This is a genomic window from Methylomicrobium lacus (assembly GCF_041897535.1).
Lineage (GTDB): Bacteria > Pseudomonadota > Gammaproteobacteria > Methylococcales > Methylomonadaceae > Methylomicrobium > Methylomicrobium lacus_A.
The window spans coordinates 964093-982612 of sequence record NZ_CP169217.1 but is presented as its reverse complement, the minus strand read 5'-3'; the positions used below and the strand labels follow the sequence as shown (position 1 = coordinate 982612).

14 protein-coding genes are annotated in these 18520 nt (G+C 55.1%); 13 read left to right on the top strand and 1 reads right to left on the bottom strand.

Annotation, left to right across the window (positions count from 1 at the left end; all coding sequences use genetic code 11):
- Positions 1 to 39 precede the first annotated feature (39 nt).
- The 3 genes from ACEPPP_RS04265 to ACEPPP_RS04255 all read left to right on the top strand — a co-directional run bounded on the left by ACEPPP_RS04265 (position 40) and on the right by ACEPPP_RS04255 (position 3970).
- Positions 40 to 549 carry a YkgJ family cysteine cluster protein gene (locus ACEPPP_RS04265; protein WP_374089808.1) on the top strand — a complete coding sequence of 170 codons (510 nt, stop codon included), beginning with the start codon at positions 40 to 42 and terminating at the stop codon, positions 547 to 549.
- Positions 550 to 689: 140 nt separating this feature from the next.
- Positions 690 to 1409 (top strand): DUF2231 domain-containing protein, encoded by a 720-nt coding sequence (locus tag ACEPPP_RS04260; RefSeq protein ID WP_374089807.1) that lies wholly within the window; start codon positions 690 to 692, stop codon positions 1407 to 1409.
- 239 nt (positions 1410 to 1648) lie between these two features.
- Positions 1649 to 3970 carry an Ig-like domain-containing protein gene (locus ACEPPP_RS04255; RefSeq protein WP_374089806.1) on the top strand — a complete coding sequence of 774 codons (2322 nt, stop codon included), beginning with the start codon at positions 1649 to 1651 and terminating at the stop codon, positions 3968 to 3970.
- 72 nt (positions 3971 to 4042) lie between these two features.
- On the opposite strand, the gene ACEPPP_RS04250 is transcribed toward ACEPPP_RS04255, so the two are convergent.
- The gene (locus ACEPPP_RS04250) at positions 4043 to 5437 is read right to left on the bottom strand and encodes a L,D-transpeptidase family protein (protein WP_374089805.1); all 1395 of its coding nucleotides are present in this window, start codon (positions 5435 to 5437) and stop codon (positions 4043 to 4045) included.
- A 250-nt stretch (positions 5438 to 5687) separates the two neighbouring features.
- Between ACEPPP_RS04250 and ACEPPP_RS04245 the strand changes: the two genes are divergently transcribed.
- The 10 genes from ACEPPP_RS04245 to ACEPPP_RS04200 all read left to right on the top strand — a co-directional run bounded on the left by ACEPPP_RS04245 (position 5688) and on the right by ACEPPP_RS04200 (position 18095).
- Positions 5688 to 7109: an undecaprenyl-phosphate glucose phosphotransferase gene (locus tag ACEPPP_RS04245; RefSeq protein ID WP_374089804.1), complete on the top strand. Its 1422-nt coding sequence runs from the start codon at positions 5688 to 5690 to the stop codon at positions 7107 to 7109.
- A 13-nt stretch (positions 7110 to 7122) separates the two neighbouring features.
- Positions 7123 to 8226, top strand: coding sequence for a polysaccharide biosynthesis/export family protein (locus tag ACEPPP_RS04240; protein ID WP_374089803.1), 1104 nt, complete (start codon positions 7123 to 7125; stop codon positions 8224 to 8226).
- 47 nt (positions 8227 to 8273) lie between these two features.
- A complete protein-coding gene (locus ACEPPP_RS04235) occupies positions 8274 to 10652 on the top strand; it encodes a polysaccharide biosynthesis tyrosine autokinase (protein WP_374089802.1) in 2379 nt (792 codons plus the stop codon).
- A gap of 3 nt (positions 10653 to 10655) precedes the next feature.
- Entirely contained in the window at positions 10656 to 11906 is a 1251-nt protein-coding gene (locus ACEPPP_RS04230; protein WP_374089801.1) for an O-antigen ligase family protein, read from the top strand.
- 14 nt (positions 11907 to 11920) lie between these two features.
- Positions 11921 to 13249, top strand: a complete 1329-nt coding sequence (locus ACEPPP_RS04225; protein WP_374089800.1) for a lipopolysaccharide biosynthesis protein — start codon at positions 11921 to 11923, stop codon at positions 13247 to 13249.
- Positions 13250 to 13316: 67 nt separating this feature from the next.
- Positions 13317 to 14261, top strand: a complete 945-nt coding sequence (locus tag ACEPPP_RS04220; protein WP_374089799.1) for a methyltransferase domain-containing protein — start codon at positions 13317 to 13319, stop codon at positions 14259 to 14261.
- A 42-nt stretch (positions 14262 to 14303) separates the two neighbouring features.
- Complete coding sequence (locus tag ACEPPP_RS04215; protein WP_374089798.1) at positions 14304 to 15086, top strand: glycosyltransferase family 2 protein; 783 nt, start codon at positions 14304 to 14306, stop codon at positions 15084 to 15086.
- 5 nt (positions 15087 to 15091) lie between these two features.
- On the top strand, positions 15092 to 15946 hold the full coding sequence (locus tag ACEPPP_RS04210) for a glycosyltransferase family 2 protein (RefSeq protein WP_374089797.1): 855 nt from the start codon (positions 15092 to 15094) through the stop codon (positions 15944 to 15946).
- A gap of 36 nt (positions 15947 to 15982) precedes the next feature.
- Complete coding sequence (locus tag ACEPPP_RS04205; RefSeq protein ID WP_374089796.1) at positions 15983 to 17185, top strand: glycosyltransferase family 4 protein; 1203 nt, start codon at positions 15983 to 15985, stop codon at positions 17183 to 17185.
- Positions 17178 to 18095 (top strand): glycosyltransferase family 2 protein, encoded by a 918-nt coding sequence (locus ACEPPP_RS04200; RefSeq protein ID WP_374089795.1) that lies wholly within the window; start codon positions 17178 to 17180, stop codon positions 18093 to 18095. Before ACEPPP_RS04205 ends, ACEPPP_RS04200 begins: the two co-directional genes overlap by 8 nt.
- Positions 18096 to 18520: the final 425 nt, after the last annotated feature.

Sequence of the window (18520 nt, the reverse complement as noted above, 5' to 3'; positions counted from 1 at the left end):
GCTTTTCAAGGCACCGTCAATATATAAGGCCATACCCAGATGAACACACTTGATCAACTTCATGCCGATATCGACGCCCGGGTACAGACCATCCGGGATGACAATGCCGATTGGCTATGCCGCATGGGCTGCGACGGATGTTGCCGGCGACTCGCCGAAATACCGAGGCTCACCGAGGTGGAATGGAGTTTACTGCGGGAGGGGCTGGCCGCGCTGCCGCCGGAGCCGCTTCGGGAAATCGGCAAAGACATCGCCGCGCTGGCCGAGCAGTCCTCGCGCCCCATTGTTTGCCCGCTGTTGGATCGGTCGGCGGGGGCCTGCCGGGTCTATGCTCACCGGCCGGTGGCTTGCCGAACGTACGGGTTCTATGTCCAGCGCGACAAGGGGCTTTACTGTAAGGACATCGAAACGCGCGTAGCCGGCGGCGCCTGGGACGAGGTGGTGTGGGGCAACCAGGACGCCATCGACCACCGTCTCCGCGGTATGGGCGATACCCGCGACTTGACCGAGTGGTTCGCGGGTTGGCAGGAGAGCGGGGACATGGCTTGAAGGGTACAGTTGTCAAGCGTCGTATCTTACTATATGATCGATTTCAATCGGTTAGAATCCGTCATGGAAAGCGGCATCGGTGAAAGGGAAAATTGCTATTTCATGGCGATTCTGATCTTTCATCGACAGGAAACGCACTCATGGGCAGTGTTCTGTATGACTTACTCGCGCTGGTTGGGTACTCACATCCCGTCCATCCGGTTCTTGTCCACGTGCCAGCAGGCATGTCGATCGGAGCCTTTTGCTTTGCGCTTTTGGCTTTTCTGACCAAACAGCAGGCTTATCGAAACACGGCTTATCAGATAACAGTCCTTGCCTTTGTCTTTATTTTTCTTGCCATACCTGTTGGGTTCATGGATTGGCAGCGCTTTTATGGCGGGGCATGGATTTTCGAAATCAAGATGAAATTAGCTTTGGCCACGCTGTACTTCCTCTTGATGTTAACGGCAGTGGTCATCGGGCGTCGCCATCATGATTCGCCAGCCATGCTGGCGCTTTATTTCTCAGGCATGTTGACTGTCGGTGGTTTGGGCTTTTTTGGCGGGCAACTGGTTTACCGGGGGTTTGCTCCCGAAGCGCCGGCACAGTTTAAAATTGGGCGGCATACTTTCGAAAGTCATTGCTCAGGCTGTCATAGACGCGGCGAAAACATCATCGTGCCCAGTCTCCCGCTCCGGAACGCGCCGCAGTTGCAAAACTTCAATGATTTTCTGAACTTTATACGCGATCCCAAGATGCCGGACGGTTCGCCAGGCTCCATGCCGCGATTCACTTTGGACAAGCTCTCCGACCAAGAAGCCAAACAGCTTTACGATTATCTTTATTTCGAGTTTCTAGCCCAGAAGAGGCCCTCATATTGACTCGATGGGATGGCAGACGGGCGGACTATGTAACTTAATATATCAAAAATAGGGGGCGACACTTTTCTGATGCCGGCTTTTTCTAAATTCAAATGACGTTGCCGAAAATTTTTATTATTGATAACTGCGTCGCATAATCAAAACATCGGTTGTATTAGAAAAAAGTAAGGGATGTAAACTTATCCGATAAGCAATTTAGCTAGAGTCAATTGTTAATCGGAACCAGGGAGAACCTCATTATGCATCAGAACCATTTTTATCTGTCCGCAGCCGCCACGCTCGCCTTGTTGACCGCGCTCAACGATACTGCAATCGCCAACCCCGGTGTCGGTAGGATGTATGGAAAAGACGCCCCTTTCCAGGTCCGGGATCTGCCGGCGCAAAGCCGATTACGGAAGGCGCTAGAAAAACTTCCTTCGACGGCTCGGAAAAAAGCGATGAAGAGGCTGCATGAATTCTCATTTCCTGCGAACGATGCGAATACGTTGCAAGTCGATCAGGAAGGGGGCGTGTTTTATATCGATGCCGAAACCCCAGCTCCAGAATCAGCGACAAGCAGCACAATCACAGAAGGAGTTACGGCAGCCTCGGCATTGCCAGCGGGAGAAGTTTTTAAGCTGCACAGTCTACCCGGCGCTTCAAGAACAGTGTTTCTGGATTTTGATGGTCATGTGATTAGCGGCACGGCCTGGAATTCGACTTACCCGACTTTAACCGCGGTGCCCTACGATACTGACGGCGATGCCAGTTCTTTCAGCGATAACGAACTCAACCGCATACACGAAATCTGGCATCGGGTTGCCGAGGATTTTGCGCCTTTCAATATCGACGTCACCACAGAAATACCCGCCGTGTTTGGACCTACGGTCGGCCGGGTGCTGATTACCCAGGATGTCGATCAATATGGTCTGGCGATGCCGTCCCAAGGAGCGGGCGGTGTCGCCTATGTCAACGTTTTCGGCCGTAGCGACTATGCAACTAAATATTCGCCCGCACTGGTTTATTACAATCATCTGGGGTTGGCTTCCACGGCCGAGGCCAGCTCACACGAATTCGGCCATAATCTGGGACTCTCTCACGATGGTACCAGCACGGCGAGCTATTACAGTGGGCTAGGAAGCGGCTATTCGTCCTGGGCGCCGATCATGGGAGCCAGTTATTACAAGCATGTGACGGAATGGAGCAAGGGGGAATACCCGGATGCCAATAATACGCAGGACGACATCAGCATCATCGCCACGAAACTGACGTTTAAAGCGGACGATCATGGCAATACGAATGACGTAGCCAGTCTGCTGGCCGTTGAAAGCGATGGCAGTATTTTGGCAACCACACCCCAAGACGATCCAGGAAATACTTTCCCAGCCAATAAAGGCATTATCGAAACGAAAGGCGATGTCGATGTGTTTGCCTTGGATGTCGGAGCCGGCACTGTCAATATTTCCGTTACCCCGGCATGGGCAGTGGTAATCCCCCATCCCGATGTGACAGGCACGTTAATACGAGGCGCGAATTTGGACGTCAAGGCAACGCTCTACGACGCATCGGGTTTTGAAATAGGTACCAGCGATCCGCTTGACAATACGAACGCCGTGATTAACACCTCGGTCAGCGCGGGGCGGTATTATCTCGCGATCACCGGTGTAGGCAATTCGTCGATTCCTTATTCCAGCTATGGCAGCGAAGGCGAGTTTTTCATTACCGGCACCGTTCCGCCTGTTAGTGACACTACGCCGCCGGCACCCAATCCGGACTGGAAAACGGCCCCGGCCGCGCAAAACGATAACAGTATCGCCATGGAATCAACAGTAGCAAGCGATGCATCCGGCACGGTTGAATACCAGTTCTCATGTATTGACGGCGGTACCGGCTGCGTGAATAGCGCCTGGCAGGCCAGCCCCAATTATGTGATCAGCGGTTTGGCGCCGGCAACCTCTTATACCTTTCAGGTCAAGGCGCGCGATGCTTTCGGTAACCAAACGCCAGCTTCCTCTCCGGCGACCGCCACAACGGCTGCGTCCATTAATCCGAATCCTGTCGCAAATGATGATACGGCCAGCGTCGAGGAAGACGGCACGACGACCCTGCCGGTATTGAGCAACGATTCGGTGAGTGGCGGCAATAGCCTCTCCATCGTTTCGGTCGGAACCCCTGGGCATGGGGTGGCCACCATCAATAATGACGGAACCATTGCTTATAAACCGAGTGCCAATTTTTACGGCAGCGATAGCTTTACCTACACCATTTCCGATGGCATTGGCGGTTCCGCGTCGGCAACGGTAAATATCACCGTAAATCCGGTCAATGATGCGCCGGTTGCAGTGAATGATACGGCAACGGTTCGCGTAAAAAAGACCGTCAGCATCAATGTATTGAGTAACGATAGCGATGTCGATGCCGATACGTTGAGCATTATCTCGACCACGAAAGGCAAGATCGTCAATGGCCAAACCCTATCCTATACGGGCACGGCGATAGGAACGGATACCTTCACCTATACCGTCAGCGATGGCAAGGGCGGTCTTGCCTCGGCAAGCGTAACGGTTACGGTGAAGCGATGAGATGACTGGATTTTCCACAGGGTCGACTCTTACCCTGTGGAAATCAGGCGCTTTTCGTGGACAATGAGGTAGCTACTGGGCCGATGCGTTTTCCTGCGGTAAGGATGCCGTGGCTGGCGGCAACGGCCTGGCATCTATCTCGAAATCCATTTTGATGCGATTTGCAATCAATTCGGCTTCTTTTTTGTTTTTGAAGGGGCCGGCGATCACTTGATAAGAACCGTTTTTTTCAATCTTTCGCGCCGGGATTGGCGGACCTTGATGCGTCAGCATCGCCGCCAGTTGTTGCGCCATCGCCGCGTTGTGGAAGTCGGCGACCAAAATCGCCCAGTCGCTATCGGTCAATCCTGTAATCACCGGCTGCCCGTAGAAATGCCCGGGATGCTGCACTTCCGGCGCTTGCGCGACAAGTTCCGGCGCATCCGGGCTGGCCGCCAGGATCGGGGTGGGAATGCCGTCGGTGCGTTGCAGGATGCGCTCGACTTTTTTCCAATCCACAGTTGCTCCTTTTTTGGCGGCGGTTTCCCGCAGTTGTTTCAGCAGCGACTTTTGCAGCCTTTTTTTCTGGCCTGCCCATTTTTGCAGAGGCTCATTGGCTTCCAGATAAAGCACGTCCCCATTCCATGCCGTCATATAAGGCTGGTGGACGATCCGCACCGGCGTCCCGACCGCAGTTTTTTTGAACAGCCTTTTGATATCTTCGGGGTAAAGACGCACACAATCGTGACTGACCTGCATGCCGACGCCGTAAGGCTTGTTGGTGCCGTGGATCAGGTAGCGGTCAAAACCTAGCGCTAGCGCATACTTGCCGAGCGGGTTGTCGGGGCCTGGGGGGACCACGGCAGGCAGCGGGTCGCCTTTTGCCGCGTGTTCGCGCCGGATCGATTCCGGGGGAGCCCATGCCGGGTTGGCTTTTTTTGCGACGATCGTGGTTTGTCCCAGAGGGGTATGCCAACCTTCTCGGCCAACGCCGAGTGGGTAGGTAAAGATGACGTCCGGTTGTTTCGGTGGGTAATAAAACATCCGCATGTTCGCCAGATTCAGCACGATGCCTTTGCGTGGCGCATCGGGCAGGATGAATCGCAACGGCAACAGCACGCGCTCGCCCGCTTGAGGCGTCCAGGGACGGATAGCGGGATTGGCGAGAGTGATCTCGTTATAGCCCAGGCCGAAATGCCGGGCGATGTCGGGCAAGGTGTCGCCGTCTTGTGCCCTGATCGCGGCAAGTCGGCCGACAATGCGGCGGCCTTTGGCGATCGAAAATGTGTGAGTGGCGATGCTGGCAAGTTTCGGCCGCTGCTTGTTTGTCGCGTCCGGCGGGGGAGTCACGGCAGGCGGCGGAAATTCTAAAAAGTTTGTAGTAGGCTCAAACTGGCAACCGCTGAGCAAGCCGACGGCCAACAGCAAGAAAACCAAGGCTGCCCACGTAGGCAGCCGGCCGGCCGATGTTTTTTTCAATTTCTTCATGGGCACAAGAGTAATGGCGGAAAGAGATTGGACACTAGAATCGGCCGGTTGTAGGCAGAAGACCGAATCGAAGGGGATAAAATTCCCAATAAATAACTTGATCCTCATCAAATCTTAATCAAACCTTGCGGTTTCTCCTCATGTTGTCTCTGTATTCTTAATGCCAACTGAGTGACTTGTGCGTAATGCAGGTCGCGATGGCTTTGGGATTCACTTCATTGAACACAGACAGAATAGGGGAGTAGCGAATATGCCGCTCGGTTTAGGCAACATCTTCAACGGACTCTTCAAGCAATATGGACACACGGTGATCCTGTTGCTGCGGTTCATCGACATCGCCATGTTAATTGGCGCCGCCTGGGTTTCTCATTATCTTTGGCTGAGAGAGTTCGTCATCGATCAGGACTATCGGATCGTGATCGCGCTGGGCGTGTTGGCGGCCATCATCTTCTTCGAGATCGGCCAGGTTTACCGGCCGTGGCGCAATGATGCGATGCGGGGAGAAATCCCGCGCATCATCCGGGCTTGGGTATCCGCCATCGGCTTGGTGATTTCGATCGTCGCTCTAGTGCGTCTGCAGTTCTGGTTCGGCTCCAGTTATCGCTGGATCGCCACCTGGTGGGTGCTGGGATTGGTATCCGTCTTAACCGCCCGGGGCGTGCTTTCCCAGGTGCTGAAATGGATGCGCGCTCACGGTTGGTCGCAGGGCCGCATCATCATGGTCGGGTTGAACAGGATGGCGATCGCGGTCGGCCGCCAGTTGAGTCATTCCTCCTGGGCGGGCTTGCAGGTTATCGGTTATGTCGACGACCAGGCGGCGGGCCCGATCAATGAGGGTGATTTTTCGTTGCCGCATCTTGGCAAAGTGGAAGACCTGGCGGACATCGTCAGCAAGGAAGTGATCGACGAAGTCTGGGTTGCGTTCCCCGGCGAAGCGCTGGCCGAACGCGTCCAGCATGAACTGCGGCATTTGCCGGTCAGTATCCGTCTGGTGATCGACTGTTTCGCCTTCAAGCAAAGCAAGTTCCTCAGCCTGAACACGGTTGCAGGCATTCCGACGCTGGATGTCTCGGTTTCGCCTCTGCATGGCGTCAACCGCTATGTCAAGGAGATTGAGGACAGATTGCTGGCCTTCATCCTGTTGCTGCTGATCAGCCCCTTATTGTTAGTGATTGCGATCGGCGTGAAGCTGAGCTCGCCGGGACCAGTGTTTTATAAGCAAGTCAGGGTGGGCTGGAACAACCGCAAGTTCACGATGTTGAAGTTCCGCTCGATGCCGGTCGACGCCGAAGCCAAGACCGGCGCGGTGTGGGCAAAGCCTGGCGAGAACCGGGCGACCCGGTTTGGCGGTTTCCTGCGTAAAACCAGCCTGGACGAGTTGCCGCAGTTGATCAATGTGCTGACGGGCGATATGTCTCTGGTGGGCCCGCGTCCGGAGCGTCCGGATTTCGTCGAAGTCTTCAAGGACCAGGTGCCGAATTACATGAAAAAGCACATGGTCAAGGCCGGCATCACCGGCTGGGCGCAAGTGAACGGCTGGCGCGGAGACACCGACCTGAACCGGCGCATCGAACACGATCTGTATTACATCCAGCACTGGTCGGTCTGGTTCGACCTGGAAATTGCACTGCGCACCGTGCTGACCGGATTTATCAATAAAAATGCTTACTAAGGAACTCTTTGCCATGTATAGATCAATTGTCCTGATACCGGTCTTGCTGCTGCCGGCGTGCTCCTTGACGCCGGGCATGGAGATGGAGACCAACAGCCCCTTGTCGCATATCGAGGTTCCCACGATGAAGGATGGCAAGTTAGTTAAGGAAAAAGCGAAGATCATCCCGATCACCGCCGATCTGATTATCGAGCGGGCAAATGCGAAACAGCAGGGGATCAACACTCTCCCGACCGATAATGCCCCCACCACCGCCTATAAGATCGGCCCACACGACAGGCTGCAAATCACGGTATGGGAGCACCCGGAACTGAACGACCCGGGCAGCGAGAAAATCGACCCCGAGTTGGCGGGTAAAACGGTGCAGGATGACGGCACGCTTTATTACCCCTACGTGGGCAATGTTCCGGTAGGCGGGAAAACCGTTGCCGAGGCACGGGAGTTATTGACCGAAGGGCTTTCCAAATATTTCAAGAACGTCAAGGTCGATGTCCGGGTACTGTCATTCCAGAGTCATCGGGCGGCCGTCGTCGGCCAGGTCGAGCATCCGGGCGTCCTGTCCATGAATGAGACGCCCTTGACCATTGCGGAAGCGATCAGCCGCGCCGGCGGCGTGAACGAGGAAGCCGATACGACGAACGTCACGCTGGCCCGCGACGGCAAGCTTTACAAGATCGATGTGATGAAGCTGTACGAAAAAGGCGGCACCGACCAAAACTTGCTGCTCAAGGACGGCGACGTATTGAATATTCCCGACCGCCGGGACAATAAAGTGTTCATGATGGGCGAAGTCAATAAACAGCAGGCCCTGCAAATCGGTAATGGTCAGCGGATGACGCTCTCGCAGGCGCTCGCGGAAGCGTACGGGCTCGACTTCAATTCTTCACGTCCGGGAGAGATTTATGTGATCCGGCCGGGCGAGATGAAGCCGGAGATTTTCCAGCTGGATGCGGAGTCGCCGGATGCCCTGATTCTCGCGGACCAGTTTCCCCTGCAAGCGCACGATACCGTGTTCGTTGGCACCGCGGGCGTCACCCAATGGTCGCGCGTGCTTAATCAGATCCTGCCGTCATCTTTCACTTCGGTGATGTCGCGCGCCGCCTTCATGGGGATGTAATGGCATTCGAAGTAGAGAGTTTCCCTACACGCAATCAGGATATCGAAATGTATTCACAGAACGAAGCCACATTGTTACCGCCTCTGCGTCCGTCCCGGATCGAGGAGCACGGCGTCAGTATCCGAGACTATGTCGACCTGCTGATCGAAGGCAGAAAGACCATTCTGTTGGCTTTAGTGTCCGTATTGCTGGTGACGGCAGTCTATTTGGTGCTGGCGCCGCGCACCTACAAGGCGGACGCGCTGCTCAGGATCGACAAGAACAAGGCGCTGCTTGCGGCTAACCTGCGCAGCGATGCGAACAAGTCACCGTCCGAAGCCGAAAACCCCAGGGCTCAGCGCGAAGTCGAAATCCTGCGTTCGCGGTCGGTGCTGGGCAAAGTGGTGGAAAACCTGAACCTGACGGTGGAAGCTTCGCCGCAGTATTTTCCTATCATCGGCGAAACGCTGGCCCGTAAACATGATGCCCATGACGGCATCGCTGGGGCCTGGTGGGGGTTTGGCAGCTGGGCCTGGGGCGGCGAAAAGCTGAAGGTCGCCACCTTCACCGTGCCTGACCGTTATCTGGGCAAAGAATTTACGCTAATCGCTTTGGAGGGAGGCCGGTTCCGCCTGCTGGGGCCAAAGGGTCAGCTGCTGGCCGAGGGATCGATAGGCCAATCCCTCAGCGCCGACATCGGCGAGAGTGAGCCCGTGACCGTTAAGCTGACCGAGCTCGAAGCGCGTCCCGGCACGCATTTCGAATTGAAGCGAAATACCTCGTTGGCTGCCATCGAAACCTTGCAGAAGGCGTTTTCGGTCCAAGAGGTTTCGAAGGACACGGATATTCTTAAAGTTGAGCTGAAAGGCCGCGATCCGGAGCAACTCGCTAAATCGGTCAACGACATCGCCACCATTTATGTGAATGCGACGGTCAACTGGGAGTCTGCAGAAGCCGGGCAAAAACTGGCCTTCCTGGAAAGCCAGCTGCCGATCGTCAAGGAACGCCTGGAAAAAGCGGAGCAAGGCTTAAGCGCTTATCGGCAAAAGCATGGCGCGGTCGACATCTCCGCCGAGGCCGAAATATTGCTGAAGCAGGCTGCGGAAATGGAGACCCTGGGCATTCAGCTCAAACAGAAGTACGACGAGCAAAGCCAGCGCCTGGAGTCCGCCCATCCGGACATGGTCGCGACCAACTCGCAAATCAAACACGTCAATGGCAAGCTGGCGGCTTTGAACAAGCGGATCAAGGATCTGCCGCGCACACAGCAGAGCGTGGTGAGCCTGTCGCGCGATGTGCAGGTCAATACCGAGCTTTACACCTCGCTGCTGAACAGTGCCCAGGAACAGCGCATTGCCGCGGCCGGATCGCTGGGTAATTCCCGCATCGTCGATTTTGCGGTGACTCCGGAGAAGCCGTATTGGCCAAAACCCAGCCTGTTGTTGGCGATCGCGAGCCTGCTCGGCTTGAGCGCGGGTTCGGCTTTGGTGTTCTTCAGGCACTCCTTGCAGCGCCACGACAATTATCCGGCCTTGCTCGAATATCAGGTGGGATTGCCGCTTTATGCCGCCATCCCGCACAGCAAGAAACAGCGCAAATTGGGGCGTTTGCTTGGCCCGGGCAAGGAGCGCCAGCCCGGCATCCTGGTCAGCCAGGACCCCTTGGATATATCGGTCGAATCGCTGCGCAGCCTGCGTACCACCTTGGAAGCGACGATGGCGAGCAATGTCAGCAAAGTGATCATGATCAGCAGCCCGGCGCCCGGCATGGGCAAATCGTTTGTCAGCACCAATTTGTCGGCATTGCTGGCCAGCATCAAGAAGCGGGTCTTGGTGATCGATGCCGATATGCGCAACGGCCGTCTGCATGAAACCTTTTCGATCGACAAACAGCCGGGTCTGTCCGATCTGTTGGTCGGCACGGCGACGCTCGGCGAGGTGATCGTCAGTCTGCCCGAGGTCGGGATCGATCTGATCCCCCGGGGCAGCACGGTGCTGAATCCTGCGGAATTGCTGGTGCTCGGCGAGTTGGCCGAAACCCTGGAGCAATTGAAGGATTTTTACAACCATATCGTGATCGATTCGCCGCCGATTTTGGGCGCCACCGATGCGGCGATCCTCGGCAAGCAAGCCGACGCCACCTTCCTGGTGGTCAAGGAAGGCCGTTATACCGCGCATGAGCTGGAAGTCAGTTTCCGCCGCTTCCAACAGGTCGGCGTGAAACCGAACGGCTTCATCATCAACGACATGAAAGAAGGCTCTTCTTATTATCCTTATTACGGCTACGCCTACCAGAGTAGCGATCTGGAGCCCAAGAACGAGTCGGTATTGAAGGCCGGGTATGACGCACTGGGCGGCTTGTTCACTAAGCGCCAGCAGCGTGAGCGTGACTATCTGTCTGTCGATGCATTCATCGACGACATAGACGACAACAAGATGCAGGTCTAAGCGATGCTGCTACGCTTCGAAAAGGATTTGCCGGTTCTGCTGATTGCGCTGGTCAGCGCCTCGACGGTCGCGTCCTTGCCCCAGGTCGAGTCGGCCTGGTCGGGGGTGAAGGAAGTCTATGGCGAACAGGATTTCGGTTTACGCATCCTTCGCGAGCTGATGCTGGTGGTGCTGGTCGCCTATGCGTTTTTTGAACCCCGCTTGCGGCGCGGCGCGATGACCAGCTCGGTATTGGCATTCTTGAGCGCGGTCGCGACTTATGTCCTTTTTGAAGTGGGCTATGCCTTGTATCTGGACTTGCCCTTGGTCGTGCCGATGGCAGGCCTGCGGGTTTTCGAATACCTGCCTTTGGCCCTGATCGGCTTCGTGGTCAGCCGTTTGGGGGAGGGCAGTTATGTCATCTATAAGTTCGCGCAGTATTTGCGCTATTACATCGCGCTGCAGGCGGTTTTGGCGATAGCTCAGGCGTTGTGGGCGCCGCCTTTGTTCGGGGTGTCATTTTTGGGCGGTGGCCGTCCTTTCGGCACCTTTGTGAGTCCCAACCTGTTCGGCGCGACCATGGCGACTTGCGCACTCTTGTTTGCGCTGGTTCCGGGTATGCGCAACTGGGTGGCCGTGAGTGTATTTTTGGCCTTGCTGAGCGGTTCGCGCACCGCGTTCATCAGTTCCTTGCTGGTGGTGTTTTTCCAGGTTTATGCGCTGCTGCGGTCGCGCGATCGCTGGGCCTTGGTGATGCCGGCGCCGATACTTGCCGTGGGTGCGCTGCTCCTGGCTTCCAGCCCCTTGCTCAGCGGCCGTGACGATGCCAATCCGACCGAAGACGGCCGGATAGATCTGTGGCAGCGGGTGTTTGCGAGCTCCATCCATGATCCGATGGATCTGCTGTTCGGCTGGGGCTTGGGGCTCAGTTCCAATACCATCAATATTCTGTTCGGTGCGGAACATTTTCCGGGCCAGTTCGATTCCGACAGCCTGTATTTATTTCTGTTGAACGGTTATGGCCTGATCGGTTTGCTGGCGTATCTTGGCTTTTTATGGGCAGCCACACGGATGTCCGTCCACCCGAAGAGGGGCTTGGTGGTGATGTTCATCTTCGTCGCCGGGCTGACCTTCAATATGTGGGAATATTTTCCGCAAAATGCGATGTTAATGTTTCTGTTAGGCCTGGTGTTGGGAACGGGTTCCAATTCCGCTCCCGTTGCGGCAACGGCCAGTCCGATCGCTTCGGGCCCTTATCACCAACGTCCATCCTGAACTGGGGCCTTCAAATGAAAACTGTTCGGTTCGGTGGATTGAAACAAAGGCGATTGTTCGGCGAGGCGTTTTGGGCGTTGTTCGGACAATTGGCCTCAGCCTTGGCCTTGTTGGCGGGGACCAGAATTCTGACCGAACAGGTCACCCCGGCTGTCTACGGACAAGTCGCGTTGTTGAACGGTTTTGTCGCGCTGGGCGTTGCCGTTTTTTCTTATCCGTTCATTTGCGCCGGCATGAGAATGTTGCCGGAGTGCCAAAATCCTGGAGAACGTGCTGCTTTGTATAAGGGAGTGACAAGCCTGGCTGCGCGCTCGACGGCTCTGGCGATAGTGCTGCTGATGATTGGAAGCGCCGTATATAGCTATCTGACTCACGCCGATATGGGGCTGTTCATGCTGGCAGGCATACTGTTGGCTGTCACCGTGCGGCGCGAATTGGGCATCCAGTTGCTGATCGGCGAGCGTAAACAACGCGGCGCAAGCCTGCGCCAGACCTGCGACAGCATCCTGCGCCCCCTGTTGGCGATCCTGCTGGTCGGGTGGGGCGGCGCCAAGGTGGAATGGGTGTTGCTGGGCTATATCCTGGCAAGCTGGGTCTCGTCGATGACTTGGTGGTCGAAAGCCGATAAAAACCCGCGCCCCCGCATTGCTCGTCATGTTAAATCTGAGGTATGGGCCTATGCCTTGCCCTTGATTCCGATGGAATTGCTGTTTTGGGTGAACGGCTTGGCCGATCGTTATGTGATTGGCTATATGTTGACCGCGGCGGAGGTGGGTTTATATGCGGCGACTTATACGCTGGTCAACGAGGCGTTTAACCGCAGCGCGATGGTGTTGCTGCGTATCTTTCAGCCGGTTTATTTTCAGCATTGCTCCCAAAACCAGTTGAAGGAAGGCTTTGCTCTCCTTTGGACATGGATAGCCTGTGTTGTCGCTTTAGGGCTTATCGGCGTGTCGCTGCTGCTTGTCATGAAGGACTGGGTGGCCGCTTGGGTGCTCGCAAAATCGTATCATTCGGCGGTCGAACTGATGCCGGCGATAGCGGTTGGTTGTGCGCTGCATGCTTTGGGCACTGTAGTGGCGCAACCGCTGCTGGCGAAGAAATGCACACGCCTATTATTGTGCGGGCGGATATGCGGAGCGCTGACCGCCGCGATCAGCATTCCGCTGATGGTGAAAAATTTCGGTCTGGCCGGGGCCGCGATGGCGAATCCGATCTATTTCGGGGTTGAGGCGCTGGTTTTGGCCATGCTGGCGAGACCCTGGCGAAATATCGGCTCCGAGAACAAGGAGGCATCGGGACTTGCCGAAGAAGAAACCGCGGGCTGCAGGGTTACGGCCTGAGCGGATTGATCAATTGATACATTTAATACTCACTTCTTAGTTAAGTGCTTATCCGGGGAGAAATACCATGACTTATGCATCCGCCGTTTCAGAAATCTATGGGGAAGTTTTACACGAATGTGTGGCTTGTGGGGCTGAGAAAATACGTTATTGGCGTCAGAAAAACTTCCACTATACCGAAAGCGCAAACCACAGTGAGTTTCATATTTATCGCTGCGAAAATTGTGGTACCGGGTTTTTAAACCGGCCGCCGCATAGTCAGTGGTTGCAGGCCATCTATCAGTATTCGGGGCAAGCTCTGACTCAACCGATCACGCTGGAAGACGTATTGGCGAGAGAGGTCGAGTTTCCCAATTGCACGGTGGACGCCGAGCGCATGGCCCGTAAAGCCGATCAGTTTAATCGATCGGTAAACCCTCTGGCCCTGGATATCGGGTCAGGCTTTGGTTTTTACACGCAAGCGCTCAGGAAAGTGGGCTATCGGACGGTCAGCATCAATCCGGGCAAATACGAAAATGCGGTGTTCAAAGGCTTGAACGGCGATGAGCCTCTTGCCGTGATGTTCGAAAATTACGAGCCTCGCGAGCCGTTCGGCATCGTGATGATGTCGCAGGTATTGGAACATCTGCTCGAGCCGGATCAAGCGATAAAGAAGGTGTCCGGCTTGTTGTCGTCGGGGGGCGTTTTGGCCTGCGCGGTACCCAATTACGCTTCCTTTTTGGTCAAGCTCTTGGGCACCAAGGATAACGCCTGTTTATGGGTGCCGGAGCATGTCAATTATTTTACCGAGAAGGGCTTAACGGCCTTGGTGGAGCGCAATGGCTTCACCGTCGTGAAGGTGGAGCAGGTTACCCGGATACCTTTCAATGCGTTATCTCGAAGACTGGGGCTCAAAGGCAAGCCCGCCGACGTGGCCAACGCCTTCGTCAAGTATTTGCAGATTCCGTTCGCCGCTTTGATGCATTGCTTCGGGCTGGGCATCTACATCAACCTCTATGCGGTCAAGAATTAAAAACCAGCGTTGTCTTCATAACGGAAATTTTAAGCAAGTCCTATGCTCACTGTTGTTATTCTGACCCAAAACGAGCAGGCCAACCTGCCGGGGTGCCTGGCTGCGATTCCCGAGCGCTATCCGATCGTGATCGTGGATTCTGGCAGTACCGATGATACGCTGGCGATCGCCAAAAGCCGGGGCTGTCGCATTTATAGCAATCCATGGCCAGGCTTTGCCGAGCAGCGCAATTTTGCGATCAATCGATGCGATATCGGTACGCCGTGGCTATTGTTCGTCGATGCCGATGAAATCTATCCGCAGGCGTTTTACGACTGGTTTGAAGCCGAAATGGCGGGTTCCGATGCTCTGGATGTGCTGATGGTGCCATCGATCTTGTATCTTCGCGGCAAACGCCTAAGTCATGCGCCAGGCTATCCGATTTATCACCCGAGGCTGGTGCGCCGGGAAACCACGCGCTTTGTACAGAACCATACCGGGCACGGCGAAGCGGTCGTTAAGTCGTGCCGGATCGGCTATTCGGATATCCCTTATGACCACTATTTTTATCATGGCGAGATCATCGAATGGATGCATAAACATGTCGGCAAAGCCGCGCAGGAAGTGCAGCTTAAGCCCACCCAAGATGCGCTGATGACCACGCGCGGGCGCTTGAGCGTTTTATTGGGGCGGTCCTGGATCAGGATCATTGCCCGGTTTTTATACCACTATGTCTTTCGCGGTGGTTTTATGGACGGAGCGGCGGGGCTGGAGTTTGCGCTGATGTTTACCTGGTATGAGGCAACCATCTATATGCAAGCCAAGGCCGGCGTGCAAACAAGGTGATGAAGATGAAAGTATCGCTCGTATTGGCGACGCTCGGAAGAGACGTGGAAGTCGCGGATTTTTTGAAATCCTTGCTGTGCCAGACCTATAAAAACTTTGAATTGATCATCATCGATCAGAACAAGGACGGGAAAATCGACGCTATCGTCCAGCCGTTCCTCAGCCATCTTGATGTGAAGCATCTGAAAGTGGATTTTACCGGCAACGCCCGGGCCAGGGACTATGGCATCGGCTTGGCGCAAGGCAGAATCGTGGCCTTTCCGGATGATGATTGTGCTTACGATAAGGATGTGCTGGAGAAGGTCGTCGCCGAGTTTGCGAGCCGTAAAAACCTCTCGGTCCTGGTGGCGGGTTCGTATGATTTTTCGTCGAGCCGCTTCAGTATCGGCGTGAACAGCCCTAAAGCCCGCTATTTTTCGCGCTTTGAGATGATGGGCGTCGAGTTTACGCAGTTTTTCGATCTGACCCGCTTGGATCGGCAGCAATTCCATCTGGATTGTGACTTCGGGATAGGGTCCAAATATTCCGGCGGCGAGGGTTTTGAGCTTTTGTATCGCTTGCTTCGGGCCGGAAGTACCGCATTTTATACGCCGGCCATCAAAATTTATCACCCGGACAAGGATCACTACAAGCTCGGGACCGGAAGAATGCTGATGTATTCGACCGGCGTCGGGGCTTACATCAGGAAGTTCACCAATCAAAAGGATGTGTTCATGCTGTATTACATCGCGCGCAAGATGTTTGTCGCCCCCCTCCTGAAAATGCTGCTGGCCCTGGTGTTATTGAACCCGAAAAAGCTGGCTTATTCTTTTTACAACCTTGTCGGTATTTGGCGCGGGTTTCTGGCGTATGAAAGCTGATTTTTTGATCACAGAATTTGATTCAGGAAAAAGACTATGGAAGTAGGTATTGTTACCACGCATATCCCTCCCGCGAAAGGCTATGGCGGGGTATCCGTCACCGCCAGTGTGTTGACCAAAGCCTGGGCGGAGCGGGGCCATAAAATGGCATTGGTCTCCTCGGACGAGTCGATCGACGGCCCGTTGCGGATCGAGCAGGTGAAACTCGGCGAACGGGTCGATGTTCAGCTTTATTCCTGCTACGGCTTCAGACGCTGGGGCTTCGGCTTGGGCGCCATTCCGAAGCTGGTTAAATTATGCCTGAAGTCTCCGGTGGTTTATATCCACGGCATCGCGACCTGGCCCTCTACGCTGGCGGCAATTCTTTGCTGTTTGTTGCGTCGGCCGTTCATGGTGGCCGTGCATGGCGGACTGATGCCCGAGCATGTCGATCTGATACGCCGCAAGAAACCGCACAAGTGGCTGTATTATCGCTGGCTGACTTTTCCAACGCTGCGCCGGGCGATTGCTGTGCATTGCACCAGCGACACCGAGGCCGAAGGCGTGCGCAACGTGCTCGGCCTAGATTCCCGCATCTTGCTGGTGCCGAACGGCATCGACAGCCGCGAGTTTCATGTAGCCGACTATCCTGCCGGCGAAGGCATGCAGATTTGCTTTTTGGGGCATGTTCAGCAGGAAAAAGGCATCAATGCCTTTATCAAGGCATGGCTGAAAGTTCGCCGGCCCAATGATCGCTTGGTCATTGCCGGACGCAGCGTCGACGGCGACTATTTCGAAGAGTTTCAGACGCTGGTCGAACAGGCACAGGGGGCTATCAGCTATCGGGGCTATCTGCAACGCGATGAAGTGATGGATCTGTTGGCGTCCAGTCATTTCCTGGTGCTGCCTTCGGGTCTGGAAGAGGCCGGTGGCATGCGCGAAAACTTCGGCAACGTGGTCGCCGAGGCGATGGCCGTGGGGCGACCGGTTCTGGTCGCCAAAGGCCTGGCCTGGGATCATCTACAAGCGCTGGGTGCCGGCTTCGTTTTCGAGCGCAACGTGGCATCGGTGTGCGGAGCGCTTTGGAAAGCGCAGGCGCTGGACCGTTCGGAATGGCAACGGATGTCGGCAAACGCTCGACAGTATGTCGAGCAGCAACTGGATCCCGTTAAACTTGGCGATAAGGTCTGGCAGATATTGACTAAACCAGGACCGGCTGATCTGCCGCAACCGCTAAGAGAAGGTTCATCTTATGAATAAAGTCGGTCTCATCGTTCCCACCCTCAATGCCGGCAAGCTTTGGGATGCCTGGCTGAAGGCCTTCGCACAACAGACCCGGAAACCGGATTGCCTGTTGGTTATCGATTCGTCATCCAGCGACGGCACAGCCGCGATGGCGCGTGCCCAGGGCTTTGACGTGCAGGTCATTTCGAAGTCGGAGTTTAACCACGGCGGCACACGCCAGTTCGGTGTGAATACCTTGGCGGCCGCGGATATCATCGTCTTTTTGACCCAGGATGCCTTATTGGCCAACCCCGATGCGATTGCAAAGCTGGTCGCTACGTTTGAGGATGAGAAAGTCGGCGCCGTCTACGGGCGGCAATTGCCGCACCTGAACGCAGGACCGATCGGCGCGCATGCCCGTCATTTCAATTATCCGGCCGAAAGCCAGGTGCGTAGCCTGGAAGATCGCAAACGTTTTGGGATTAAAACCGTCTTCATCTCCAATTCCTTCTCTGCCTATCGGCGCAGTGCGCTGATGCAGGTCGGTGGTTTTCCGGTGGATACGATTATGAATGAAGACACCTATGTCGCCGGCAAGATGGTGATGAAGGGCTGGAAAATCGGCTATTGTGCCGAGGCCCAGGTTTTTCACTCGCACGATTATGGTTTTATCGATGAATTTAAGCGTTACTTCGATATCGGCGTGTTTCACGCGCACACCAGTTGGCTGCAAAAAACCTTCGGCGGTGCCTCCGGCGAGGGCTTACGCTTTGTGATTTCGGAAATTCGCTATCTGACGAAACACGCGCCTTGGCTGATTCCTTCTGCGGCGCTGCGGACAGGGTTGAAATGGAGCGGATTCAAGTTGGGCGTGCTGCATTCGAGTCTGCCAAAGGCTATGCGTTATCGCTTTAGCCTCCATAAAGCCTATTGGCTTAGAACCTAAGGGGAGGCGGGGCGTGATGCAGCAGCCCCGGCGCCGCTTCGCCATTTCTCCCTGAGCCATATCTTGGCAAACCGGGCTTATACGCAGACTTTTGTTGTTAATCATTCGAGTGTCTTAGCATTTTAAGCTGGCATAGAAATGTCGACGTTTTTCACCTAGGGGCTAGTTCCTCTCTCTTGGAGCGATATATTTTATCGGGCTAGGGGACTCCGTTTTTAATGGATAGCCACACATCTTTCTTGTTTGAACTTGTCTTAATTATTTCTCCTCGCTTTCCAATTCGTGGTTCAGGCCAGGGCGACAATCAACATATAATCACTATCGTCCCTAGAAGCAGAAAGTCTTTTCCGGTCCGTATCATTGGACAGGGTTTGCGTCGTCTGATGAGGTCTAATAGTCGCCGAAACTTGAGAGTCGCGGTTTCG